The sequence below is a fragment of the Kushneria phyllosphaerae genome (genome assembly GCF_900312995.1).
GTDB lineage: Bacteria > Pseudomonadota > Gammaproteobacteria > Pseudomonadales > Halomonadaceae > Kushneria > Kushneria phyllosphaerae.
In genome coordinates this window covers 580,720-603,853 of the sequence record NZ_ONZI01000002.1, presented here as the reverse complement: position 1 = coordinate 603,853, position 23,134 = coordinate 580,720, and the positions used below count along the sequence as shown (strand labels likewise).

Below are 23,134 nucleotides of genomic sequence, written 5' to 3'. Positions count from 1 at the left end.
CATCTCTCACGGCTGCGCCTCCTTGCGCTCATGGGAAGACGATGGGTGATCGGAGGAAGAGGCGGTGTCATGATCCGATGGCGCCCCGATGACGCTGGTGCGCGTGGTACCCTGCTGGGGTGGGGGGATCGTCATGGCAGACCAGTCGATCGGCGAGCCCGTCATGATGGTATGGAAAAGGCCGTCCGGCACCGTCGAGAAGCGAATGACGGCGTCGCTGTCATCGGTATCCAGCCCAAGGGTGCGGGCGACATCACGATTGTCACCCTTTTGCGCGATGATCCTGTAGACGCTCTGGTCCAGCGGCTGACCCAGCTGACGCGTGCGCTTCACAAAGTCGTCAAAGGCGTCACCGTCCACGGCGCGGGTGACAAAGCGCTGGCGATGAAACCCTTCGCCGTTGTACTGCATGTTCTTGCCTTCAAACCGTCCGGGATGATCTGCCTTGAGATGCAGGCGTGTCACCATGCGGTTCATGACATCGATCTGGCTGCCCAGCGCGGGGATAAAAAACGACTGCAGGACCGTGGCCGAGGTCAGCTCAAAGGAGATCGGGCGATTCACCGGCACGACCAGCTGGCCCATGGTGGCAATGCCCTGATCGGGGTAGATGAACAGCCACTTCCAGTCATAGCCCACCACCTGAATCTCAAGTGGCGGCTGGTCACCGGCAATCGGGCGATAGGGGTCGAGTTCGTGGGTCTGGCGCCAGATATAGCTGCCCAGAATGGCGACGATCAGTATCGGCACCGCCCACATGATGATGTCCAGCCAGCGCGACATGTACCATTTGGGGCGATAAACGGCGTGACCCCGGTAGCGATAGCGCCACAGGATCAGCGGTGTCTGTATGATGACCGGGATCACCACGATCATGACCAGCGCGATGATGACCCAGAAATGGTGACGCTGTGCTTCAGCGACCGGCCCCTGTGGATTCATGAAGCCGGGCATGTTCGCGCTGCAGCCTGACAGCAATATCAGCAAAACGAGCAGGGCGGGCAGCCTGTTTCGGTGTAACGGATGTTTTCCTTGTCCTGTCACGGACATATCTCCTCAATCCCTGATGCGAGATAGTTCGGTATCACTTGACGGTGCTCGTGTTCGGGGCGTCACTATAGACAGACATTGTCACTTAATCATTGCTGAAAGTTACGATCGGGCGTTTCCGGCCCGGCTCGACAAGTCTCAACCTCAGGTAAAAAAGTGGATTCAATGATCAATGAAGAGGCCGGTGCGCATCTGGAGCGCTGTGTGACGCTGGCGCGCGAGGCCCTTGAGGCCGGCGATGATCCCTTTGGCAGTGTGCTGGTCGATGGTGGTGGCCAGGTGCTGTGTGAGGCGCGCAATCGCGTGGTGACCAGAGAGGCTACCGAACATCCCGAGCTTGTACTGGCGCGCTGGGCGGCCGCCAACATGACCGTTGAGGCACGTGCGAAGGCCACGGTTTATACCTCCGGTGAGCACTGCCCGATGTGTGCCGCGGCACATGCCTGGGCAGGGCTGGGGCGAATCGTCTTTATCAGCTCATCAAGGCAGTTGAGCGAGTGGCTGGTGCAGCTCAAGGCACCGGTATCCCCGGTGCGCATGCTGCCCATTCAGGACGTGGCACCCGGGATAGTGGTAGAAGGGCCGGTGACGTCGCTGGTGGACGCCGTCAGGGAATTGCATGAAAAGCGCCATCGATTGACCGGTAAAAGGGTTCTGCCGATCACCGGATCGTTCGAGCGTTAACCGCGCTTATCGAGCAGCTGCTCTTTGAGTTTGTCAGGCACCTTTTTAATGATCAGCCGGTCCTGAGCCTCGTTGTACTCGATGCTGTCGCCGAGCAGGTGGGAGTCAAAGCTGATCGACATGCCGCCGGCGCGGCCGGTGAAGCGGCGAAACTGCTGGAGGGTGCGCTTGTCCGGCGGGATCTCGGGGGAGAGCCCATAGTCCTTGTTGCGAATATAGTCATAAAAGGCATCAGGACGCTCGTCATCCACCAGGCTTGAAAACTCTTCAAGCGTGATCGATTCGCCCCGTTTTGACTGGTCGCTGGCGTAGTCAATCACGGCGTCAGTCTTCTCGCGGCTTTGCGATTCATCCATCGACTCGTTTTCAACGTAATCGCTGAAGGCCTTGAGCAGGGTGCGGGTTTCACTGGTAGCGTCCACGCCCTCGGTGCAGCCCAGAAGCGCCTGAAAATCCTCGCTGAGCTTTTTGCCGCCGCGGTCGCGGGTAAAGGCAATATATTGTTTTGACTGGCCCGCCTGCCACTGGGTCAGATCAATGCGCACGGCCAGCGTCATCTGGCTCAGATTGAGCTGGCGGTCTGTGGTGACGTTGCGATGCTCATCAAGCGTGAAGCCCTCCCGATAATGCAGCAGCGCCACGGTCAGAAACTCTGCCTCACCCTGGCGTGCGTGGACAAACAGCAGCGGCCCACCGGTGGACAGATGTTCATCGATCAGCGCGCGAAAGCGCTCGGCCCCCTGCTGGGTGAACGCGACAAAATCGAGGTTGCCGACCAGATACTCTCCCAGGGCATGGGCAAACGCCCCTGATTCATCGGCGCCGTTGAAATGGCCCCAGCCCTTGGTCTTGCCGTTGAAGGTGGCATTGAACTGGTTGAGCAGCGCATCCATCGCTTCCGAGCCGGCCATGGGCGCCGGTGTGGGATTCAGGGTCGTGCTCTGGTCATCAGCGGATTTGTCGAGATAATGGACGATGCTTTGAACAATCGGCATGACAGTCATCCGGCAGAAAATGTGGCGCGATGATACCGCGCCAGACCCTTCAGGGGCAGGGCCATGGCTTGAGGCCGGTGACGCAGGGCGTCATGATGACCGCATGATAATGCCTCCTGTACGTGATTACCGCCGTGAAGATTTTAACGCCCTGATGGTCCTCTATGAGCGCAGCAAGGGCGATGAGTTTCGCTTTGAACCAGGCTTCCCCGAGCGCTTTTTAGTTATACCGTTACCTTTGGATGAAACACGTTTGAAGGCGTTTGGCGAATCCGAGGCGCTGGTGGTAGAGGCTGAAGATGAAGAAGGTCTTGCCGGGGTGATCTACTGGCAAAACGATCACATTGTGGGGCTGCTGGTCGACCCATGCGCGCGAGGCAAAGGGGTCGGACGAACACTAATGGTAGCCACGCTTGCCCGAATGAAGGGTCCGGTCACCCTGAATGTAGTGGCCTCCAATGTGACGGCGATCAGGCTGTATGAATCCCTGCACTTTCAGGATGAGGAGCAGCGAGAGGGGTTCTATCAAGGGGAACTGATCAGGATAATAAAAATGAGGCGCGGCCCGACTGGCCGCGCCTGAAGGCAGATCTATCGTTGAGTAGTGCCTTCATTGGCGCCAATGCCCATGGCGTTGCTTAGGGTGAAGAAAAGATCGGTCTGATCGGTCAGTCCTGTCACGTTGGCAGCCTGCGGCCCAAAGGCCGCGATACGCAGCTGAGTGCCGGTGTGGCCCTGCGATTCCTCCTCGGAATTGCCATAGCTGACGGCCATGGTAGCGCCATCGCGCGTGTTCAGCGCCTGGGTCAGGCCCGGTGCCTGCGAGTCGGGATAGATGATCTGGCTTGAGTGAGCGTGATCGGCGGTAACAACGACCAGCGTATTGCCATCGGCGCGGGCGAATTCAAGCGCCTTCTGTACGGCTTCATCAAGGTCCACGGTTTCGCCGATCTGACCACAGGGATTGGCCGCATGGTCCTGCTTGTCGATCGAAGCACCTTCCACCTGCAGGAAAAAGCCCTGATCGTTGTTTTTGAGCAGATCAATGGCACGCTGTGTCATGTTGGCAAGTGTGGGGACGCTGTCATCGCGCTCGGCGTTGACCTGACAGGTTACGGCCGGCTGATCGAGGTTGCCGTGATAGCTGGCTTTAGGGCCCTGCCAGCGAACAGGCATGTTGCCCGGTGCGAAAAGACCCAGCAGCGGTTGATCCTGATTGGCAGCGCTGACCGAGTTGAGCTGCTCCAGGTTACTGACCATCTGGTAGCCGCGCGCCTGAGCCTGGGCCCTGAGCGTCTGACCCTGCCACTTGCCGGCGCCGGCCACTTCATCAAAGGTCTCGGCACCGCCGCCCAGCGTGACGTCAGGACGGGTTTCAAGCAGTTGCTCGGTGATCGAGCCGGCGCCGCCATTTTCCAGGGCATTGCCTGGGCACTCCTTGAGCGTTCGGGTCGGGCCGTAGCACTTGCGCGCGGTCACATGAGAAAACAGTACCGCCGGCGTTGCGTCCTGAATTTCGGCGGTTGAGACATCGCCGGTAGCCTTGCCTGCCTTTTTGGCCAGCTCCAGCAGCGTGGGCTGGGGTTTTTCATGAATGTCGACGCTAATGGCGCCGTTGTAGGTCTTGGTGCCCGTGGCCCAGGCGCTGCCGGAAGCGGCGGAATCCGTCACATAGTCCGGCTTGCCGGTGTCCTTGTGCAGTGAGTAGTGGGTGTACTGTCCGGTCAGGGGCAGGGCATCAATGCCTTCGAAAAAACCGCCGGCGCCTCTGGCATAGTTACGCGCGATGGTGATTTCGGAATCTCCCATGCCATCACCGATCAGCAAAATGACGTTTTTGGCCGGCGCATCTGAAAGTGAGGTGCGCAGTGACTCGGTGATATCGGCGCTCAGGCGCCGGGCGCCGCCATGCTGGGTAATATCGCCCTGAGCCTGACGGTGCATCAGCGCAGAATTTTTCTGATGACTTTCGGGGGAAGACGTATCAGCGAAGGCCATGCCATAGGTCATTACAGTGGCACAGGCGATGGCAAGGCATTTGTCAGTTGGCGTCATGATATTGAAAATCCCGGTTCCAGAAAGTTCGTGTTGTAAGCACCGCTTAAGCTGAAGGGAGACCATGACCGTTTCATGACAAGAAGCATCGATCGAAAACAGGGTCTTTAATGAATGTTTTGCAGACACGCCCGCCGAAAAGCTGTCGATGGTCTATAACTTAAGGCAGTATTTGATTTTCCGGTGCCCATGCCAGGGATTTGAGCCGTGGCACCTTTCCATGGAAGGAGGTTAATTCATGTCACGTTTTTCTCGTTTCAATCGTACCGGTGCCCTGATGCTTGCCGCTGTGCTGGGCGCCACGACGCTGTCTGCCTGTACCACCACCAGTCCGTCCGACCGCCAGAGCCAGACGGCGCAGCGCGCAGAGCTTGATCAAAGCGTGCAGGAAACCCTTGATCGTCTCTACCGTACGGCGCCTCAGGCACGCAGTCTGGTGCAGCAATCTAAAGGGGTGCTGGTGTTCCCGGGCGTACTGGGGGCAAGTTTCGTGTTCGGCGCCAGCCACGGTGAAGGGCAGCTGCTGATCGATGGTGCTGATGCCGGCTACTACACCACGACCAGCGGTTCGATCGGCTTTCAGGCCGGTGCCCAGTCGCAGGCGATTGTTTATCTCCTGATGAGTGAAGGCGCCCTCAATCGTGTTCGCAGTGACAATGGCTGGTCGATCGGCGCCAATGCCGGGGTCGCCGTGGCCGATGTCGGTGCCAATGGTCAGATCACCAACAATACCGCCAATCAGGAAGTGGTCGCCTTTGTCATGAACAATCAGGGCATACAGGGCGGGGTGTCGCTTGAGGGCGCCAAGATTTCCAAGGTAGGCCGTTAGGCTCAGGCTTCATGAGCGGATTCTTGCCCGCCGTTTGAGAATGAAAAAACCCACCATCCGGTGGGTTTTTTTCATGCGCGGCCCCGGGTCACCGGGTCAGGCGTTTTCGGGAAACTCTGCGTTATGGAAGACGTTTTGCACGTCGTCCAGATCGTTGAGCATGCCCAGAAACTTCTCGAGATGGGCGACGTCCTCTCCTTCGACCGGGGTGCTGGTCTGGGGCACGAACTGAATTTCGTCAGTGTCGAACTCCATCTCGCCGAAGGCATCCAGCAGCGCCTGCTTGGCTTTGGCATACTCGGTGTGTGGGGCAAAGACCGTGAGTCTGCCGTCCTCGTTTTCGATGTCGGTCACATCGACGTCGGCGTCCATCAGCGCTTCAAGCACGGCATCTTCATCCTCGCCCTTGAAAACGAAAATGGCGCTATGATCGAACATGTGGCTGACGCTGCCGGGCGTGCCGATCTTGGACTTTGTCTTGGTGAAACAGCCACGCACGTCACCGAAGGTGCGATTGGGGTTGTCGGTCAGACAGTCGACGATCACCATGCAGTTGCCGGGACCAAAACCCTCGTAGCGTGCCGGTGAAAAGTCTTCACCGCCTGCACCGCTGGCCTTGTCGAGCGCCTTGTCGATCACGTGTGACGGCACCTGATCCTTTTTGGCCCGCTCGATCAGGCCGCGCAGCGTCAGGTTGCCCGAGGGGTCCGTGCCACCCGACTTGGCGCAGACGTAGATTTCGCGTCCATACTTGCTGTAGACCTTGGTCTTGGCGTCGGCCGTTTTGGCCATGGATTCCTTGCGGTTCTGGAAAGCCCTGCCCATATCGAATTCCGTTCCTTGATTACCATTATGTGACGATTTTACGTTAACCCTGCGGGGAGCGAATAGCGTTATTTGAAACGATCCGTGTCGGCCCCTGAAAGTCAGCGTCTCACGGATATTGCGCATCGGCTCTGTTATGCTGCGCGCCCTGCACCCATTGCCTGGCATGACGGGCAGTCCCTTCTTTACAGCCTACAAGGATTTGTCTTCATGTCGAACGATGTTCCAGGCGCTGCGACCGATTTCGCTTCGCTGGCCCTGCCGCCGGCGCTTTCGGATAACCTGGCAACGCTTGGCTATCACACCATGACCCCGATTCAGGCCGAGAGCCTGCCGCTGATACTGGCCGGGCGAGACGTGATCGGGCGCGGGCGGACCGGGTCCGGCAAGACAGCGGCGTTCGGGCTTGGCCTGTTGGCGCGTCTGGATGTGAAACGTTTTTGCGTGCAGACCCTGGTGCTGTGTCCGACGCGCGAACTGGCCGATCAGGTCGGTGAAGAGATTCGGCGTCTGGCTCGCGGCTGTCACAACATCAAGGTGCTGACCCTGTGCGGTGGCGTGCCGATCGGGCCGCAGCGCGAATCACTGTTTCACGGCGCGCACATCATTGTGGGCACCCCCGGTCGGGTCGATGACCATCTGCGTCGCGGTTCACTGAGCCTTGAAGCACTGAACGTGCTGGTGCTGGATGAAGCCGATCGCATGCTCGACATGGGCTTTCAGGACGCACTGGATGCCATTATCGAGGTGACGCCGCAACATCGTCAGACGCTGCTGTTCAGCGCGACGTGGAGTGAGGCACTGGCCCCGGTCGCCGGCAGGGTCATGAAGGATCCCATCACCATCGAGGTGGATACCGATCACGACGAGCAGAGCATCCATCAGCATTTTTACGCCGTCGAGGATGATTCGGCACGCCTTGAAGCGTTAAGGCGCCTGTTGCTCAAGTATCGTCCGACCTCAAGCGTTGTGTTTTGCAACACGCGCCGCGAGGTGCAGATGGTCAGCGATGCGCTCAACGATCATGGCTTTGATGCTGCCGCGCTTCATGGTGACATGGAGCAGCGTGACCGCGACCGCACCCTGATCCTGCTGGCCAACGGCAGCATTTCGGTGCTGGTGGCCACTGATGTGGCGGCGCGTGGGCTGGATATCGAGGCGCTGGACGCGGTATTCAACTATCAGCTGGCCCATGACATGGAAACGCATGTTCACCGGGTCGGACGTACCGGCCGCGCCGGCGGGCAGGGCGCGGCCCATAGTCTGGTCGGTGAGCGTGAGCGAGCGCGGCTCTCGCTTTATGAAGCGCAACAGGGGGGCAGCATCACGCTTGAGGCGCTGCCGGAAGCCAGCGTACTGTCGCGTACGCCCTTTAGACCCATGATGGCGACGCTGATGATCGATGCCGGCAAGAAACAAAAGATTCGCCCGGGCGATATCGTGGGCGCACTGACCGGTGACGCCGGTATCGATGCCGCTCAGGTCGGCAGGATCAAGGTGCTGGAGCGCAATGCCTGGGTGGCCGTGCATCGCGACGTGGCAGATGCCGCGCTGGCTCATTTGAACAACGGTCGCCTCAAGGGGCGCAGCTTTCGAGCCCGCCGGATATCGCGTTGATCACCCGATATCAGGTACGGATCATGTACGTTGTGTGCCGATACGGTCATCATGACCGTTGTGCCAGACTGTCATGACAGGAGTGAACAAAGAGGTCGCATGAAAATTCCCAAACGATTGCAGCCACTGGTAGATGATGGGCTGATTGATGACATCGTGTTTCAGCTGCAAAGTGGCAAGGAAGCCCAGGTCTATGTGGTGCGCTGTGGCAGCGAGCTGCGCTGTGCCAAGATCTTCAAGGAGGCCAGCCAGCGCAGCTTCAAGCAGGCCGTGCAGTATCAGGAAGGGCGCCAGGTGCGTAACAGCCGCAGGGCCCGTGCCATGTCCAAGAAAACCCGCTATGGCCAGCGCGAGCAGGAGTCGGCCTGGCTCAATGCCGAGGTAGACGCCCTGTATCGGCTCTCCGATGCCGGCGTGCGTGTGCCCGAGCCGCATGGTTTTGTCGACGGCGTACTACTCATGGAGATGATCGTTGATGGCGAGGGTGACCCCGCCCCACGACTCGATGACGTCAAGCTTGATGAAGCGCAGGCCATCGAATATCACCACCGGATCGTGGTCGATGTGGCACGCATGCTGTGTGCCGGGCTGGTTCACGGTGATCTGTCGGAATTCAACGTGCTGGTCGGGCGTGAAGGACCGGTGATCATCGATCTGCCGCAGGCCGTGGATGCGGCCGGCAATAACAATGCCTCGCGGATGCTGCTGCGTGACGTCGACAACATGCGTCGCAGCTTCGGCCGCTATGCCCCGTCGCTTTTGAACACCGACTACGGTCTGGAAATCTGGTCACTCTATGAAGCCGGCGAGCTTTATCCTGACTATCCGCTGACCGGCACCTTCGACCGCGACAGTGCCAGCGTGGATGTCAGTGATCTGCTGGAAGTCATTGAGGACGTGCGCGAAGAAGAGCAGGAGCGCCAGCGTCGCGAGCAGGAGCAGGACGAAGAAGACCGGGACATCAGCCAGTAATCGAGGCCTTGAAGGGAGGGGATGGCGTTGCGCTCGACTGCAACAGTGACGTCATGGCCTCCTCGCTGACCGGACGGCTGAAGTGATATCCCTGCAGACAGTGCGCGCCGAGCTCGCACATGATGTGTGCGACCTCGGCCGTTTCGATCCCTTCTGCGGTCACATCAAGCCCGCAGGCCTGTGCGATCTGAATGATGGCCCGCACAATCGTGATATCCCGCCCCGAGTGCGCCTCGGCCAGCTTGATCACAAAGCTCTTGTCGATCTTGAGAATATCCAGCGGCATCCACTGCAGATAGCTCAGTGCGCTATAGCCGGTGCCGAAGTCATCAAGTGCCAGTCTGACCCCCATTGCCCGTAGCCGGGCCAGACGCTCAAGAACCGGTTTCTCGGCCCGGATATACAGACTCTCCGTAATTTCCAGAATCAGACAGCTGGCCGGCAGGCCGCTTTTTTCCAGTGCATGGGTCACATGGCTGACGAAGGCTTCTTCACGCAGCTGAAGCGGTGACACATTGACCGAAATACTTTGAAAGCCGTCATGTTCACGTCGCCACCGTGCGGCGGTATGAATGACATCATGCAGCATCTGCCGGCCCACCTCACGAATCAGCCCCTGCTCTTCCATATAGGGAATGAATTCGGCAGGGCCCGGCGCATCGGGGGCCTGCCAGCGCAGTAGCGCCTCGGCGCCAACGATCCGGTGATCACGCGACACAATGGGCTGAAAGAACGCCACGAACTCTCGCTGCGCCACGGCCTGACGCACGCGCAGGGCAAGCTGCTTGCGCCGCTCGAGCTGCTCGGCAATCTCTGCATCAAAGCGGCGCAGGCTGGTGCTGCCTTCCTCGCGGGCATGGCTCAGGGCAGTATCGGCGGCGTAAAACAGGGCGTGTCCATCGCTGGCATCGTCTGGGTAGACGGCAAGGCCGGCGCTGAAGCTCGGTTCGATGCGAAAGTGATCCAGCATCAGAGGCTGTTGCAGATCAAACAGCAGATCCCGGACGACCATGTCGGCATGGGCGACATCGATCAGGGGCAGCAGCAGTACGAACTCATCGCTGCCCAGACGCGCCACGCTGCGACTTAACGGTTCACTTTCCAGGCGACGCGCAATCTCGAACAGATAACGGTCGGCGATTTCATGGCCGTGCTCTTCGTTGATTTCTCCAAACCCGTCCAGGTCGAGATACAAAAGCGCCAGCGGTTGCGTATCAATGGTGATGGTTTCGAGATCACGAAAGAACGCAGCCCGGTTCAGGGCGCCGGTCAGGACATCACGCCAGGCCATGCGCTCGATGGCCTGACGGTCACGTTCACTCTTGTAGACGTGGGACAGTTCGCGTACCAGAGCCAGCACCATCTCCTGACTGAAGGCCGCATCGTCGTCTTCCAGATAGGAGAAAAGCTCCACTGCGCCCATGCACTGTTCACCGATGCCAATGCCGCAGAGAAAGCGTCGTGGCATGTTTTCCGGCCAGCGTTTTTCGTGCGCGATGCGCTCATCGGTTCTGAACTCGAGCGGACTGGCCTTCTCAAGCCATACCCGTGCCGAGGCGGTCAGGCTGTCTCCCGGTCGGGTCAGCGGATTTTCCCCTTCACACAGGGCAGACACACGCACCGGCGGGGTGATGTTGTCAAAGGGCTTGTAGACCACGCGGCAATAACGCCAGACGGTATGTTTCAAAAGCGCCTTCAGGGCCTCCTGAGTGGCCTGTCGAAGGCGCATGCTGCCGTGCGTCTGTGTGGCGACCTGCGAGATGGCATGAAGCTTTAACTGCTCACGATACAGGCGGCGCGTGCTGGTCTCGGCCACCTGTTCGGCGTCATGACGTGCCTGGCGCTCACGGGCGAGCTGCCTTTTCAGGCGTTCGATGGTGTCAGTCAGGCTTTCAGGGCGTGGTGTTTTCATCGGATCGTTATGCGAAAAAGGCAGTGCTCATCACCGCGATGGCGACACTGTAGATGGTCGATGTCCACGGTTTCGTTGAAATAGTCGCTGCAGCCCTGCATGAGCCCGTGAGCAAGACTGCAGATACCGCGTGCCGAGCAATATTCCATCACCATGCTGTGGCTGGAGACCTCATGATAATGAAAGACCGGCACGCTGGCACCAGGGTGGAACCTGACCACCTCGGGGTGGATGACATTATTGAGTGCCTTGAGCATCGAAAACGTCGTGCTGAAACGCTCAAGCAGTCCCGGATAAATCCCGCCAAGTCGCGGCAGCATTTCCCGTCCCAGCCACTGAAGGCAGGCCTGTGGTGTTATGGCCAGCTGATGGCTGGCGGCGTTCACCAGCGCCAACATGTCATGATCGTCGTAGTTGCCAAGCGATGACCAGGCGCCACTGACACGGGCGTTTTCGAGCATTTCCTCCCAGGTCTGCTCATCAAACCGGGTGACGATGATGTCGTTGAACATGTTGAAAATGATGCCTTTCACGTCCTGACTCCCTCACTGCATGGCCATCCATGCCAGATCATGCGCTGTCTGCTCCCTTTATCGGCCAACCATGGACGGTCTAAAGCCTGACCAGCCTCAAGCAACAGAGGATTGTGGAACAGCACGGCACAGAGGCTGTGACATTGCAACGATGGCGCCCCGTTTTTCACGAGAACTTGTTTGTCTTATTAAGGTCTACTTCAGCATCTTCGACAAGAGGCATGTGCTGGCAGGACATGGCCATGGCTTTTTTCGTTCTCTGATACCCGGTCAGGTGGTGTAAGGAGTGCGTTTTGAGCGTCAAGGGTGAAGGTCGGGAGGGGGCTGTTGCAGCCGAGCAGCAGGAATCGGACGCCTCGGTGGCTGTCCATGGACGCTGGTATGATCTTTTTCGCCAGCATCGTCACCGTTGGCAGGCCGGACTGATTCTGCTGCTGTTTGTACTGGCCCTGCTGGCCTGCTGGCATTTGCTTGAGCAGATGAACCCAGCCCTTTTGCACGGCGCCATCATGGCTGTGCCGGGCCATGCCGTGGCGCTGGCGGTCTTGACGACGCTACTCGGCTTTATCTCGCTGATCGGCTATGAGTGGTCTGCGGCGCGATTTGCCGGTGTGACATTGCCATGGTGGGTGCTGGTGACAGGCGGACTCTGTGCGCCTGCGATCGGCAATGCCGTCGGGCTTTCCATGCTGTCAGGGGCGGCGGTCAGAAGCCGTCTCTATGGCGTGCACGGCGTGGGCGGTCGGGAAGTCATGCGCATGTCGGCGTTTACCAGTCTGGCACTGGGCGGCTCGCTGCCACTGCTGGCGGCCATGGCAGTGCTCTTGACCCCTTCTCGGGCGGCGCAGCTGCTTTCCCTGCCGCTGGCGGTGGCCGTGTCGGCGGCAGGGGCGGTGCTGTCGCTGTATTTCGTGCTGATGCTCTGGTGGCGTCGGGGAGAGGTTGAATCCGACCCCGGGGGCGTGCGGGTCAGCTTTCGCCGCTGGCATCTGCGCCTGCCGACCCTGCGCCTGGCAGGCAAACAATGTCTGATCACGCTGCTGGATGTGGTCCTTGCCGCCGGGACGCTATATCTGTTGCTGCCCCATGCGCCGGTCTTTCCGGCCTTTGTCATCATCTATCTGCTGGCACTGGCCGGCGGTGTGTTGAGTCATGTGCCAGGCGGTGTCGGGGTCTTTGAGGCCATCATGCTGGCAGCGCTTTCCCACTCAGTAGGGCTTGCGCCACTGACGGCGGGTCTTTTGCTCTATCGACTGATCTATGTGGTGTTGCCGCTATTGCTGGGGTGTGTGGCGCTTTTGTTCATGGAAGCGCGCCGCTCCCGGCGGGCCCGCACGGCGCTGGCCATGGCTTCCGGCATGGCGGCGCCGACCCTGTCGCTGCTGGTGTTTCTGACCGGAGTGGTGCTGCTTTTTTCAGGCGTTACGCCTGCTGTCAGTGCGCGTCTTGATGTCCTGGGCGAGCTGGTGCCGCATCGGCTGGTGGATGCCTCGCATCTGGCCGCCAGTCTGATTGGTGTGCTGTGTCTGTTGTTGGCCAATGGTCTGCGCCGGCGTCTGTCAGCGGCCTGGGCACTGACCCTGGGGCTTTTGCTGCTTTCAAGCGTATTGTCGCTGCTCAAGGGGCTGGACTGGGAGGAGGCCGGCCTCGCGCTGGCCGTGGCCGGACTGTTGCTTGTTTTCCGGCGCGCCTTCTACCGCCCCAGCCGACTGATGCAGATTCCGGTGTCTCCCTTCCATCTTCTGGCCTGCCTTTGTGTCGTGCTGGCGTCACTCTGGATCATGTTTTTCGTCTATCAGGACGTGCCCTATCGCAACCGGCTCTGGTGGCAGTTTGCTCTTGATGCCCAGGTGCCGCGGGCGCTGCGTGCCGAGCTTGGCAGCGCGCTTTTAATGGCAGGCATTGCACTGGCCTGGCTGATCCGTACTCAGCCCGGCGAGATCATTTTGCCGGATGAAGCTGCACGCCAGAGGGCGGCCTCGATCATCAATGCCGCCAGCCATCCCGAAGGCTGGCTGGCCATGACCGGGGACAAGGCGCTTTTGTTCAACGACACGCAGAGCGCTTTCATCATGTATGCCCGTCACGGGCGCAGCATGGTGGCGCTTTTTGACCCGGTCGGGCCACCCGCCGAGCGCGCGGAGATGATCTGGCGTTTTCGCGACCTGTGCGACCGTCACCACGCCCGTCCGGTGTTTTATCAGGTGCGCGCCGAGAACCTGCACAGCTATATGGATATCGGCCTGAGCGCGGTCAAGCTGGGCGAGGAGGCACGCGTTGACCTGTGCACCTTCAACCTTGAAAGCAAGCAGCACAAGGGCCTGCGCTATACCTGGAATCGAGGTCAGCGCGATGGGCTGTCGATCGAGTTTCTGGCGCCGGGAGAGGCACCGCTGGCCCAGCTTGAGGCCATCTCCGATGCCTGGCGGCTGGCCAAGAGCGCTCGAGAAAAAAGCTTCTCGCTGGGGCGTTTTACGGCCTCGTATCTGGCGCACTTTTCTGTGGCACTGGTGCGATACAACGGGGAGCCGGTGGCCTTTGCCAATCTGCTGGAAACGCACCGAGGGCGAGAGGCTGGGATCGATCTGATGCGCGCCGGGGATCAGGCACCAAAGCTTGCCATGGAGTTTTTGATGATCGGGCTGATTCTGCACTATCAGGCCCGCGGGCTTGAGGTGTTCAGCCTCGGCATGGTGCCCATGGCCGGTATGCTGCCGCGAGCCGGCGCGCCATTGGCTCAGCGGTTGGGGGCAGTGGTCTACCGCTACGGAGAGCATTTTTACAATTTCCAGGGGCTCAAGCGGTTCAAGGACAAGTTTGATCCCTGCTGGGAGCCGCGCTACATGGCGGTGCCGGCAGGGCTCGACCCGCTGGTGGCGCTCAAGGATACCGCGGCGCTGATCGCCGGCGGCTATACCGGACTGGTGAGGCGTTGAGCATGATAAAAGAAAATCCGGGTGTGTGGCGCCGCGGCGCTGTGGTCGTGCTGGCCCTGATCGTGCTGGCCGGCGTCGGGTGGTGGTGGCAAAGACCGCCCGCGCCGAGTGTGACCACCACGCAGGTCAACGGGGCAACGCTGGTGACGGCCCAGCCGGGGGGCAGGCCCACAAAACATGTCGTGATTGCGGCCACTTCGGATCAGCATTTCGATGATGACGCACTGCTGACGCTGTCCGAGCAGACCGGTGCCGAGCTGGTGCAGTTTATGCTGGATGACGGTGACGACTGCGACATGCAGCAGGCGCGTCTGAGGCAGGCACGAAAATCGCTGGGTGATCAAACCGATCTGGTCGTGGGGCTGGGGCGCGGCGGTGCGCTGGCCTGGCGCTGGCTGGCCGGTCAGGAAAGCGATCAGGCGCAGGCGCTGTCAGCAGGTTTTAGCGTGTCAGATCTCGACTGTCGCACGGCCCTGCCTGCCAATGGCCGTCATGGGCAGTGGGACATTGTCTGGAACAATGACCCCGATGATGCCACGGGGCGTTTTGTGCGCGGCATTGACGGCGTGAAGGTGCACACCACCATCGGGGACTACGGTGCGAGTGCGACCACTCTGGCGGCGCAGCGACTTGTCGCGTTGCTCAAGGGCAGCGGCAGCGCGCTTCCGACCATCCCGCTACCGGGGCAGGGCGATCAGGCCCGTCGGGATACGGTCACCCTTTACTATTCGGGCGACGGCGGTTGGCGTGATCTTGATCAGGTCTCCGGTGAGTACATGGCAGCGCACGGCTATCCGGTCGTGGGGGTGGATACGCTCAAGGCCTTCTGGCAGCACCGAAGCCCCGAGCAAAGCGCCGCCGACCTGGCCGCGCTGATGGCAACGTATCGTCAGCAGTGGGGCGCGAAACACTTCGTGCTGGCAGGCTACTCCTTTGGCGCCGATATTCTCCCGGCGCTTTATAACCGGCTCTCGCCGCAGGATCAGCAGGCGGTGTCGGCCATGATACTGCTGGCCTTTTCAAAAACGGCCGATTTCGAGATCGCCGTGAGCGGCTGGCTGGGCCAGAGCAATGGCGAAACGCAGACAGGCCCTGAAGTGGCCCGTGTGCCTGCTGACAAGCTGGTGTGTCTCTATGGCAGTGAGGAGGCTCCCGACAGTGGTTGCTTGCAACCCGAAATGAAAGGCAAAAGGATCCAGCTGCCGGGCGGGCATCATTTTGATCAGGACTATGGGCATCTGGCGCAGATCATGATCGAGCAGATCAATCAGAGGCTGCCGGCGGCATCGACATAACGGTCGGGGTGGCATTATTCGAGGTTGTGCATATAGTGATGGGCTGCGCGACCACAAGAAGCTGCGTGACGCTGGCAACACGAATTTCCCTCAAGGGCTGAACATGTTTTTTCATCCGATCAATGAGACGCTGTCTCTTTCGTTGCTTCATCCCCGCATGGCACCGGAGCTTTTTCGGCTGGTGGATGACAATCGTGGCCATTTGAGTCCGTGGCTTGGCTGGGTTGCCCACACGGCATCACCGGCAGACAGTGCCGAATTCATTCGTCAGACGCTGCATGATCACGCGGAAGGAAAGCGCCTGATCTGCGGGCTTCATGACCACCAGGGGCGCTCGCGACTGATCGGCCTGGTGAGTTTCAACGACATCATGCCCGCCACCGGTCGGGCCACTCTGGGCTACTGGCTGGGGGAGCAGTGGCAGGGTCGTGGGTTGATGACGCTGGCCTGTCAGAGCATGGTGCGACTGGCTTTTGAGCATTACGACCTGCACAAGGTGCAGATCTCGGCAGCCACCGGCAACACTCGAAGCCGTGCGGTCTGTGAGCGTCTGGGGGCCACGCTTGAAGGCGTGATCACGCGCGCCGAGAGCGTCAATGGCGTGATACACGATCATGCCGTTTATGGTCTGGCCCGCGAAGACATGGCGTAACGGAGATTGAAATGGCCATCCTGGCGATGGTTGTGGCTTTTCTACGCACCCCCTGGTCAGCGGGTAGCGCAACGCAGGGTCCGTTCATTAAAGTATCGAGATGACCCTTTCCCAACGCGCATCGATTCAAGAGAGTCTCCATTGAACACACCCGAGCTGATCCATACCCGAATGAAACGCCTGCGACTGGTGTCGATTCTGGAGGGCACAACGTTATTGCTGCTGCTGGTGGTGGCCGTGCCCCTCAAGCATGTGGCCGGCCTGCCGATTGCCGTCTCCATCATGGGGCCCATCCACGGGGTGGCCTTTTTGCTCTACCTGTCGGTGGTGTTTCGGGTTGTCTCCATGGGGGGCTGGAGCGGGCTGGATATCGCCCGCATGATTCTGGCTGCCTTTATTCCCTTCGGCGCCTTCATCAATGCCCCCTTCATGCGTCGCAAGGAATCGGACCTGGTGCGCATAATCGGCGAATAGATCACCCTTTATCCGGCCTGTCGAGATTCCAGACGCTGGTCACCTGCCGGCTGATGGCCAAAGTAGCGCTTGTACTCCCGACTGAACTGAGAGGCGCTCTGATAGCCCACGGCAATGGCAGCACTGCTGACATTGTGGGTTCTGGCCGCAATCATGGCGCGCGCCTTTAAAAGCCGAATGCGCTTTTGATACTGCAGCGGCGACAGGCGCGTAAACCGCTTGAAGTGATGATGAAAGGCCGAAGGGCTCATGTTGACCTTGTCGGCCAGGGTCTCGACAGACAGCGGGTGTGCGTAGTCACGATGCAGGGTCTCGAGCGCACGACCGATGCGTCCATACTGGGTCTGCTGCTGTAAAAGCTGGCGCAGCGATTCGCCCTGCGGGCCTCTGAGCGCTTCGAACAATACCTCACGAATACGCTGCCGGCCGAGCGCACGACACATGATCTCGTCATGCAGACATTCCAGCAGATGCACCACGCCATGGCCCATCGAGGAGGTCAGTGTCACGGCCGACATGGGTTCGGGCGGTGCGACATTGGTGGCGGCTGTCGGCACGACCTGGATCAGTTCTCCCAGCATGATCATGTCAATGCTGATGAACACCCCCAGCAGGGGTGCCTGCGGCGTGGCACGGGTTTCACATTCAAAGGGCACCGGCATGGCCTGTACCAGATAGTGGCCGGCGCCGTAGTGGATCGTACGCTCCCCCAGATAACCGCTCTTTTCGCCCTGGGCGATGATGATCAACCCGGGTTCGTAGACCAGTGGTGTGCGCGGATGGCTGCCATGAAGGGCCATGAGCCGTACCCCCTCAAGATCAGTGGGAATATACCCATCGCGGTCGATCAGAGGGGTGATCAGGTCGCACATGCGCTGCTGAAGGGCATTGGACGCGGGGTCGTGTGAAATATCAGGCAGGGCATCAGACATGGTGTAGAGATCCGTGGTGCGTGTCGGTATCTGTAGCAAGTACGGCCATTTGCAGGATTGTGCATGAAAAGAGCGCTAATGATACCTTGTAACGGCCTGCTGTGCAGGAATAGGCAAGCACAAAGTAGTACCGTGTATGGTGTGAAAGCGCTTTCGCCGCCAGACTGGCGTCACTTGAAGGTACCCGCTTGAGGGTGGTTACCCGGTTTTGATGCGTCATGCGCAGGAGAAGTATTCATGTCAACACCCGCCAGGGGCTACGCCGCCCATAGTGCTGAAACCCCGCTTGCTCTCTGGAACTTTGAGCGCCGTACGCTGCGCGCTGATGATGTCTCCATCGAGATTCTTTACTGTGGCGTTTGCCACAGCGATCTGCACTTTGCTCGCGATGACTGGGGCATGGCCACCTATCCGGTCGTTCCGGGTCATGAAATCGTGGGTCGTGTCACCGCCGTAGGCAGTGAGGTGGCCACCTTCAAAACCGGTGATGTCGTGGGCGTAGGCTGCATGGTGGATTCCTGCCGCCAGTGCAGCTCCTGCAACAGTGGCCTTGAGCAGTACTGCGCCGAAGGGTTCACCATGACCTACGGCAGCCCCGACCGTCATGACAATACCCTGACTCAGGGCGGTTATTCCGATTCGGTCGTGGTCAGTGAGCGCTTTGTGGTGCGCATGCCGGAAGGGATCGATCTCAAGTCTGCGGCACCGATTCTGTGTGCCGGAATCACCACCTATTCACCGCTCAAGCACTACGGCGTCAAGCCGGGTGACAAGGTCGGGATCATCGGTATGGGCGGTCTGGGCCATATGGGTGTGAAGCTGGCCAGTGCGATGGGTGCGGAAGTGACGCTTTTCACCCGCTCCGAGTCCAAGGTGGCCGAGGCCAAAAGGCAGGGCGCCGATCATGTGGTGGTGTCCACCGATGAATCGCAGATGGCCGCCACGACCGAAACCTTTGATTTCATGCTCGATACCGTCCCGGTTCAGCACGACATCAACCCCTATCTCAATGCGCTCAAGCCGGACGGCACCCACATTCTGGTTGGCCTGCTCGAGCCGCTGGACCCGGCTGTCAGCGGCGCCAATCTGGTCTTTCGTCGTCGGGTGCTGGCCGGCTCGCTCATTGGTGGCATGCCTGAAACCCAGGAAGTGCTGGCGTTCTGCGCCGAGCACGGGATCACCTGCGATGTCGAGATGATCAACATCGATCAGATCAACGAGGCCTGGGACCGCATGCAAAAGGGCGATGTCCGCTATCGTTTCGTGATCGACATGGCCTCTCTCAAGGGCAAAAGCGCTGCCTGACAGGTGTTCTGCTGTCAGCCCTGTCGCTGATCGGCAAATGAATATCACGATAACCGGTGCCTCAGGGCGCCGGTTTTTTTATATCATGGATCGATTTGGCGACAGGAAAGCGATCATGCGCAGCGACGAGTTCTATATGCACCGGGCGCTGGATCAGGCGCATCAGGCGATGGCGGCAGGGGAGGTGCCGGTCGGCGCGGTCGTGGTCAACGCAGAAGGCGACATCATCGGGGAGGGGTTCAACGCACCGGTCGGCCGACACGACCCCACGGCGCATGCCGAGGTGCAGGCGCTGCGCGATGCCGGCCAGCGTACCGGCAACTATCGGCTGACCGGCTGTACGCTGTATGTCAGTGTGGAGCCCTGCCTGATGTGCACCGGCGCCATTATTCACGCCCGGATTGCCCGGCTTGTTTACGGTACGCCGGAGCCTCGCACCGGCATGGCGCAGTCAAGGGCCAATCTTTTTGCCCAGCCCTGGCACAACCATGATGTGGAAGTCGTCTCCGGCGTGCTGGCGGTGCCTGCACGGCGGCTTTTGAAAACCTTTTTTGCCCACCGACGCGCCGCTACCTGACCGATTAAGGACGGGCATCCAGAGCGCCAGCCACAACCACGCGATTACGGCCTGCCAGCTTGGCCCGGTAGAGCGCCTGATCCGCGGATTGAATCAGCTCCGGCAGGGTGTCGCTGGCGCGACGCGTGGTAATCAGTCCGACACTGATGGTGACAAGCGTTTGGCCGTCATGTCTTGTCAGGGTCAGTGCCTCAATACCGTGACGCAGCTGTTCGCCTACCTCGGCTGCCTTTTCAGGGGTGATGTCAGGCAGGCAGGCAATAAACTCTTCTCCGCCAAATCGGGCCAGCAACCCACCCTGAGTGGTCACGATATCCTGTAATCGATGCGCCACATCCTGTAGATAGCGATCACCGGTCGGGTGGCCAAGCAGATCATTGATCTGCTTGAAGTGGTCGATATCCACCACGATGATCGTTCGGGGGTGGGTGGTATCAAGTTTTTCGACCCACTGACTGAAATAGCGCCGGTTGGGCACTTTGGTCAGTTCGTCGTGCTGTGCCAGCCACTCCACTTCCTGCTGCAGGGCAATGCGCTTTTCCACCTCACCGCGCAGGCGATAGTTGGCATCCTTGACCCCGCTATGACGTCGGCGCAGACGGTGAAGAAAGTACATCAACAGATAAATCATCCAGGTGAAGACCAGCCCGGTGATCAGGACAACCGCCGGCAACTTGGAGCGCTCGTCAAACAGTCTGGCGTAGCTTGCCTCGGCGCAGATCGTGAAGTTGCTCTGACCCAGTCGCAGGATATTGCAGTGTTCCAGCATGCTCAGCGCTTCACGGGTGTCGGAGCTGTAAAGGGTATTGCCACCCTGCATGACCCGGATGCGAAAGTTATGGCTGTCGGCGGCGTCATCGAGCGTGGCAAAAAGCCGGGCGGGATCAACCACGAAGCCGGCCACGCCCTTGATGGCGGCGGTATCAAGATCATGAATGGGTTGATAAAAGATCACGCCCCTTCCGCCGTTGGTCAGATTGACCATGCCGGTGGCGGTGGCCTGGCCCTGCAGGGCGCCGGCCAGCGTCTCACTATCATCGTTGGAGAGCACGTGATGGCCCAGCAGGGGCTGATTGCTCTGTAGCGGATAGGCGCGTCTTATGCGCGGGCCCTGACGGTCTACGTAGGCGATGGTCTGCAGGTAGCCAAAATGTTCGGCAAGGTGGCGGGCTCGATGGGTCCAGGCCCTGCTTGAAGGCTCGCTGCCGGCCGCATCCCAGCTGATGGCAAAGCGCTGCATGGCCTGATCGCTGACGCTGATCTCCTGGCCCAGTCTTTCACTGAGGGTATCAACGCGCGTACGCGCCACCTGGTTGACTTCGCGGATGTTCTGGCTGTTGTGATAGTGCCAGAGCACCAGCAGGACCAGTAACACGGCCATCGAGGCGGCCAGTGCAATACCGATGGCGCCGGGGCGACGCTTTGGCCACTGGGTCATGACCTCGGCGCCCAGTAACAGGACGATCGTCAGCAGAGTAAGCGTCGACAGGGACACTTCATGAAGCGACACAAACCAGTGCTGCTCGACAAGATGCATCGCTGTCAGCATGGCTGCGATCGCAAGGCCGATGGGTGCAATTTCCGCGGAGCGCGAGGAGAAAAGCGGAAGCAGCGCCAAAAGCAGCAGCGCCAGAGTGATCAGAATGGAGGGGCGCAGCGAGTAAAAGGGCACCTGGCCCGGCCAACGATCGAAAAGCAGCGACCATTGGGCGTAATTCATGACGGTGTCCGGCAGTAAAAAGGAGCACAGCAGCGCCAGCAGCGGTATCAGCGTCACGACGGTGAGGATGACGGCAAAGGGTCTGAGACGGTGAGGGCGCCACCGTCGTGTGGCGTTCATCGCAAGCCTGGACAGGGTGACCATACCCACCATCGCCAGCAGCAGATGCGCCATGGGTGGCGTCAGCCACCATCCTGCCACCACACAGGGCAGGGCAAGCAGGGTCAGTAGCAGGTCACCATGGCGGGCGAAAAAGACTTTCATGGAACAGGCGGGACGGTCTCAAAGACAGGGGGGTTAGTATTGCTGGCCGTGGCACGGGCAAGCGATGAAAATTGATGCTGGCTGCGTTCTACCCAGTTCAGTATCTCTTCATAGCGTTTAATGTTGCGCACATAAAGCGCGGCTACGCTACCACGTGCAAATCCATGTTCTACACGGTTATACCAGCTGCTTTCCTGCAAAAGGGGCAGCATCTGCCTGACCGAGTCCCACTGATCGGGATCATGGCCCTGAAGGCGTGCCAGGCGTCGTGCATCATACAGGTGGCCAAGCCCAAGATTATAGGCGGCCAGCGTCATCCAGGTCCTGTCCGGTTCGGCGACATCTTCGGGGATCCGGTCATGCAGATAGCGCAGATAGCGGGCGCCGCCATCAATGCTCTGCTGCGGATCTTCGCGATCATCCACATCCATGTGACTGGCCGTGGCTCGAGTCAGCATCATCAGCCCCTTGACGCCCGTGGGTGAAACGGCATCCGGTTCCCAGTGCGATTCCTGATAGCCCACGGCCGCCAGCAGCTTCCAGTCAAAACCGGTATCGCCGGCGGCGCGCTTGAAGTCAGGCATCCATTGATCAAGATTCGACCGGGCCTGCGCGATAAAGCGCCGTGCGCCAACATATTCAAGATAGTCGTCATGACCAAAATACTTTTGCGTCAAAAGCGCAAGATCACCCGTACTGCGCATGCGATCGATAAAATCATTGGCACGCTCCACCAGCGAGGGGTCGGTATGAGCGGGGAAGGCCCATGCCAGGGTGACCGGGTTTCCGATCGTCAGCGCTCTTGCCACATCCGGAAAAAACAGTCGACTCAATTTGAACTCGTGAGCATAGACCACTGCGGCATCCAGTTCGCCACTTTCGACCATGGCCAGCAGATCCGTGGTTTCAAGGTCCGGGCTTTCCCGCCAGGTCAGCGTTGGGTGGGCCCTTTGAAGTTCATGCAATACCCGACTGGTGCCGGCGCCAGCCACCGTGCCGATATCCAGCCCGTCCAGATCCTTGATCGTTTTAGGGGCCGGCGTCCCGCGTCGATACGCCACCATGGGCTGCATGGACATGATCGGCTGTGAATAGGTTACATCCTGATGCTGTCGATCCAGCACCAGCCCGGCGGCGCCGATATCGGTACGACCGTTGGCAACGTTATCCAGCACGTCACTGATGTGCTGATCATCCTCCACGGCAAGGCTGACCCCCAGCTCATCGGCGAAACGGCGAAAGAGCTCGAACTCGAATCCGGTCGGCCCCTGTCGGCCCTCATAGAAGGTGGCCGGTGTATTGCGTGTGGCGATCTCCAGAAAATCGCGCTGCTTGACGTCGGAGAGGGTAGTGGGAGAAGCCATCGGCATCAGCGCGGCAGACCACGTCGAGATCGCGCGGGCAGGCGTCAGCAGCAGCAGGAGTGCCACCACAAGCCCTGCAATCTGTCGGGTTGTGCGTAAAAGATGCCTGTGCATTGGAGAAAACGGCCGTTTGAAAGAGTACC

Annotated in this window: 20 protein-coding genes; 11 read left to right on the top strand and 9 right to left on the bottom strand. The window is 59.8% G+C overall.

All coding sequences use genetic code 11. The features are described 5' to 3' along the window. Positions 1 to 6: 6 nt before the first annotated feature. Positions 7 to 942, bottom strand: a complete 936-nt coding sequence (locus KSP9073_RS08695; protein ID WP_165814208.1) for a cytochrome ubiquinol oxidase subunit II family protein — start codon at positions 940 to 942, stop codon at positions 7 to 9. A gap of 273 nt (positions 943 to 1,215) precedes the next feature. On the opposite strand from KSP9073_RS08695, the gene KSP9073_RS08690 reads away from it, so the two are divergent. Then, positions 1,216 to 1,734, top strand: a complete 519-nt coding sequence (locus tag KSP9073_RS08690; RefSeq protein WP_108842562.1) for a nucleoside deaminase — start codon at positions 1,216 to 1,218, stop codon at positions 1,732 to 1,734. Here KSP9073_RS08690 and yejK read toward each other — a convergent pair. Then, positions 1,731 to 2,729 carry a nucleoid-associated protein YejK gene (gene yejK / locus KSP9073_RS08685; protein ID WP_108842561.1) on the bottom strand — a complete coding sequence of 333 codons (999 nt, stop codon included), beginning with the start codon at positions 2,727 to 2,729 and terminating at the stop codon, positions 1,731 to 1,733. The genes KSP9073_RS08690 and yejK overlap by 4 nt on opposite strands. 103 nt (positions 2,730 to 2,832) lie before the next feature. Between yejK and KSP9073_RS08680 the strand changes: the two genes are divergently transcribed. After that, on the top strand, positions 2,833 to 3,312 hold the full coding sequence (locus KSP9073_RS08680; protein WP_165814207.1) for a GNAT family N-acetyltransferase: 480 nt from the start codon (positions 2,833 to 2,835) through the stop codon (positions 3,310 to 3,312). 8 nt (positions 3,313 to 3,320) lie between these two features. Here the strand turns inward: KSP9073_RS08680 and phoA are convergent, their stop codons facing one another. Continuing rightward, entirely contained in the window at positions 3,321 to 4,784 is a 1,464-nt protein-coding gene (phoA, locus tag KSP9073_RS08675; RefSeq protein WP_108842812.1) for an alkaline phosphatase, read from the bottom strand. A 238-nt stretch (positions 4,785 to 5,022) separates the two neighbouring features. Here phoA and KSP9073_RS08670 point away from each other — a divergent pair, with 238 nt between their 5' ends. Then, positions 5,023 to 5,613 carry a BPSL1445 family SYLF domain-containing lipoprotein gene (locus KSP9073_RS08670; RefSeq protein WP_108842559.1) on the top strand — a complete coding sequence of 197 codons (591 nt, stop codon included), beginning with the start codon at positions 5,023 to 5,025 and terminating at the stop codon, positions 5,611 to 5,613. A gap of 96 nt (positions 5,614 to 5,709) precedes the next feature. Here the strand turns inward: KSP9073_RS08670 and KSP9073_RS08665 are convergent, their stop codons facing one another. Next, positions 5,710 to 6,438, bottom strand: a complete 729-nt coding sequence (locus KSP9073_RS08665) for a YebC/PmpR family DNA-binding transcriptional regulator (protein ID WP_108842558.1) — start codon at positions 6,436 to 6,438, stop codon at positions 5,710 to 5,712. Positions 6,439 to 6,648: 210 nt separating this feature from the next. Between KSP9073_RS08665 and dbpA the strand changes: the two genes are divergently transcribed. Further along, positions 6,649 to 8,055, top strand: a complete 1,407-nt coding sequence (dbpA, locus tag KSP9073_RS08660; protein ID WP_108842557.1) for an ATP-dependent RNA helicase DbpA — start codon at positions 6,649 to 6,651, stop codon at positions 8,053 to 8,055. 99 nt (positions 8,056 to 8,154) lie between these two features. After that, positions 8,155 to 9,027 (top strand): PA4780 family RIO1-like protein kinase, encoded by an 873-nt coding sequence (locus KSP9073_RS08655; protein WP_108842556.1) that lies wholly within the window; start codon positions 8,155 to 8,157, stop codon positions 9,025 to 9,027. On the opposite strand, the gene KSP9073_RS08650 is transcribed toward KSP9073_RS08655, so the two are convergent. After that, on the bottom strand, positions 9,017 to 10,939 hold the full coding sequence (locus tag KSP9073_RS08650) for a putative bifunctional diguanylate cyclase/phosphodiesterase (protein WP_108842555.1): 1,923 nt from the start codon (positions 10,937 to 10,939) through the stop codon (positions 9,017 to 9,019). The genes KSP9073_RS08655 and KSP9073_RS08650 overlap by 11 nt on opposite strands. Further along, positions 10,936 to 11,472 (bottom strand): heme NO-binding domain-containing protein, encoded by a 537-nt coding sequence (locus KSP9073_RS08645; RefSeq protein WP_108842554.1) that lies wholly within the window; start codon positions 11,470 to 11,472, stop codon positions 10,936 to 10,938. Before KSP9073_RS08645 ends, KSP9073_RS08650 begins: the two co-directional genes overlap by 4 nt. 293 nt (positions 11,473 to 11,765) lie before the next feature. Between KSP9073_RS08645 and mprF the strand changes: the two genes are divergently transcribed. From mprF to KSP9073_RS08625, 4 genes are all read left to right on the top strand, one after another. Then, the gene (gene mprF, locus KSP9073_RS08640) at positions 11,766 to 14,408 is read left to right on the top strand and encodes a bifunctional lysylphosphatidylglycerol flippase/synthetase MprF (RefSeq protein ID WP_207771443.1); all 2,643 of its coding nucleotides are present in this window, start codon (positions 11,766 to 11,768) and stop codon (positions 14,406 to 14,408) included. Between the two features lie 2 nt (positions 14,409 to 14,410). Further along, positions 14,411 to 15,703: an AcvB/VirJ family lysyl-phosphatidylglycerol hydrolase gene (locus KSP9073_RS08635; RefSeq protein ID WP_108842553.1), complete on the top strand. Its 1,293-nt coding sequence runs from the start codon at positions 14,411 to 14,413 to the stop codon at positions 15,701 to 15,703. Positions 15,704 to 15,806: 103 nt separating this feature from the next. Continuing rightward, positions 15,807 to 16,355: a GNAT family N-acetyltransferase gene (locus KSP9073_RS08630; RefSeq protein WP_108842552.1), complete on the top strand. Its 549-nt coding sequence runs from the start codon at positions 15,807 to 15,809 to the stop codon at positions 16,353 to 16,355. A 141-nt stretch (positions 16,356 to 16,496) separates the two neighbouring features. Further along, positions 16,497 to 16,829: a DUF3817 domain-containing protein gene (locus tag KSP9073_RS08625; protein WP_243409171.1), complete on the top strand. Its 333-nt coding sequence runs from the start codon at positions 16,497 to 16,499 to the stop codon at positions 16,827 to 16,829. Between the two features lie 8 nt (positions 16,830 to 16,837). On the opposite strand, the gene KSP9073_RS08620 is transcribed toward KSP9073_RS08625, so the two are convergent. Next, positions 16,838 to 17,761, bottom strand: a complete 924-nt coding sequence (locus tag KSP9073_RS08620; RefSeq protein ID WP_108842551.1) for an AraC family transcriptional regulator — start codon at positions 17,759 to 17,761, stop codon at positions 16,838 to 16,840. A gap of 237 nt (positions 17,762 to 17,998) precedes the next feature. Here KSP9073_RS08620 and KSP9073_RS08615 point away from each other — a divergent pair, with 237 nt between their 5' ends. Both KSP9073_RS08615 and tadA read left to right on the top strand, forming a co-directional pair. Continuing rightward, the gene (locus tag KSP9073_RS08615) at positions 17,999 to 19,066 is read left to right on the top strand and encodes an NAD(P)-dependent alcohol dehydrogenase (protein ID WP_108842550.1); all 1,068 of its coding nucleotides are present in this window, start codon (positions 17,999 to 18,001) and stop codon (positions 19,064 to 19,066) included. A gap of 115 nt (positions 19,067 to 19,181) precedes the next feature. Next, the gene (tadA, locus tag KSP9073_RS08610) at positions 19,182 to 19,643 is read left to right on the top strand and encodes a tRNA adenosine(34) deaminase TadA (protein WP_108842809.1); all 462 of its coding nucleotides are present in this window, start codon (positions 19,182 to 19,184) and stop codon (positions 19,641 to 19,643) included. Positions 19,644 to 19,647: 4 nt separating this feature from the next. Here tadA and KSP9073_RS08605 read toward each other — a convergent pair whose 3' ends face one another. Then, entirely contained in the window at positions 19,648 to 21,627 is a 1,980-nt protein-coding gene (locus KSP9073_RS08605) for a sensor domain-containing diguanylate cyclase (protein ID WP_108842549.1), read from the bottom strand. Further along, on the bottom strand, positions 21,624 to 23,105 hold the full coding sequence (gene mltF / locus KSP9073_RS08600; protein ID WP_108842548.1) for a membrane-bound lytic murein transglycosylase MltF: 1,482 nt from the start codon (positions 23,103 to 23,105) through the stop codon (positions 21,624 to 21,626). The genes KSP9073_RS08605 and mltF overlap by 4 nt, the downstream gene beginning before the upstream one ends. Positions 23,106 to 23,134: the final 29 nt, after the last annotated feature.

Coding starts and splice junctions, on each gene's coding strand:
- KSP9073_RS08630 (WP_108842552.1), top strand. CDS start 15,807: ATGTTTTTTCATCCGATCAATGAGACGCTGTCTCTTTCGTTGCTTCAT.
- dbpA (WP_108842557.1), top strand. CDS start 6,649: ATGTCGAACGATGTTCCAGGCGCTGCGACCGATTTCGCTTCGCTGGCC.
- tadA (WP_108842809.1), top strand. CDS start 19,182: ATGCGCAGCGACGAGTTCTATATGCACCGGGCGCTGGATCAGGCGCAT.
- phoA (WP_108842812.1), bottom strand. CDS start 4,784: ATGACGCCAACTGACAAATGCCTTGCCATCGCCTGTGCCACTGTAATG.
- KSP9073_RS08695 (WP_165814208.1), bottom strand. CDS start 942: ATGAATCCACAGGGGCCGGTCGCTGAAGCACAGCGTCACCATTTCTGG.
- KSP9073_RS08650 (WP_108842555.1), bottom strand. CDS start 10,939: ATGAAAACACCACGCCCTGAAAGCCTGACTGACACCATCGAACGCCTG.
- KSP9073_RS08680 (WP_165814207.1), top strand. CDS start 2,833: ATGATAATGCCTCCTGTACGTGATTACCGCCGTGAAGATTTTAACGCC.
- KSP9073_RS08670 (WP_108842559.1), top strand. CDS start 5,023: ATGTCACGTTTTTCTCGTTTCAATCGTACCGGTGCCCTGATGCTTGCC.
- KSP9073_RS08655 (WP_108842556.1), top strand. CDS start 8,155: ATGAAAATTCCCAAACGATTGCAGCCACTGGTAGATGATGGGCTGATT.
- KSP9073_RS08665 (WP_108842558.1), bottom strand. CDS start 6,438: ATGGGCAGGGCTTTCCAGAACCGCAAGGAATCCATGGCCAAAACGGCC.
- yejK (WP_108842561.1), bottom strand. CDS start 2,729: ATGCCGATTGTTCAAAGCATCGTCCATTATCTCGACAAATCCGCTGAT.
- mltF (WP_108842548.1), bottom strand. CDS start 23,105: ATGCACAGGCATCTTTTACGCACAACCCGACAGATTGCAGGGCTTGTG.
- KSP9073_RS08615 (WP_108842550.1), top strand. CDS start 17,999: ATGTCAACACCCGCCAGGGGCTACGCCGCCCATAGTGCTGAAACCCCG.
- KSP9073_RS08635 (WP_108842553.1), top strand. CDS start 14,411: ATGATAAAAGAAAATCCGGGTGTGTGGCGCCGCGGCGCTGTGGTCGTG.
- KSP9073_RS08690 (WP_108842562.1), top strand. CDS start 1,216: ATGATCAATGAAGAGGCCGGTGCGCATCTGGAGCGCTGTGTGACGCTG.
- KSP9073_RS08620 (WP_108842551.1), bottom strand. CDS start 17,761: ATGTCTGATGCCCTGCCTGATATTTCACACGACCCCGCGTCCAATGCC.
- KSP9073_RS08605 (WP_108842549.1), bottom strand. CDS start 21,627: ATGAAAGTCTTTTTCGCCCGCCATGGTGACCTGCTACTGACCCTGCTT.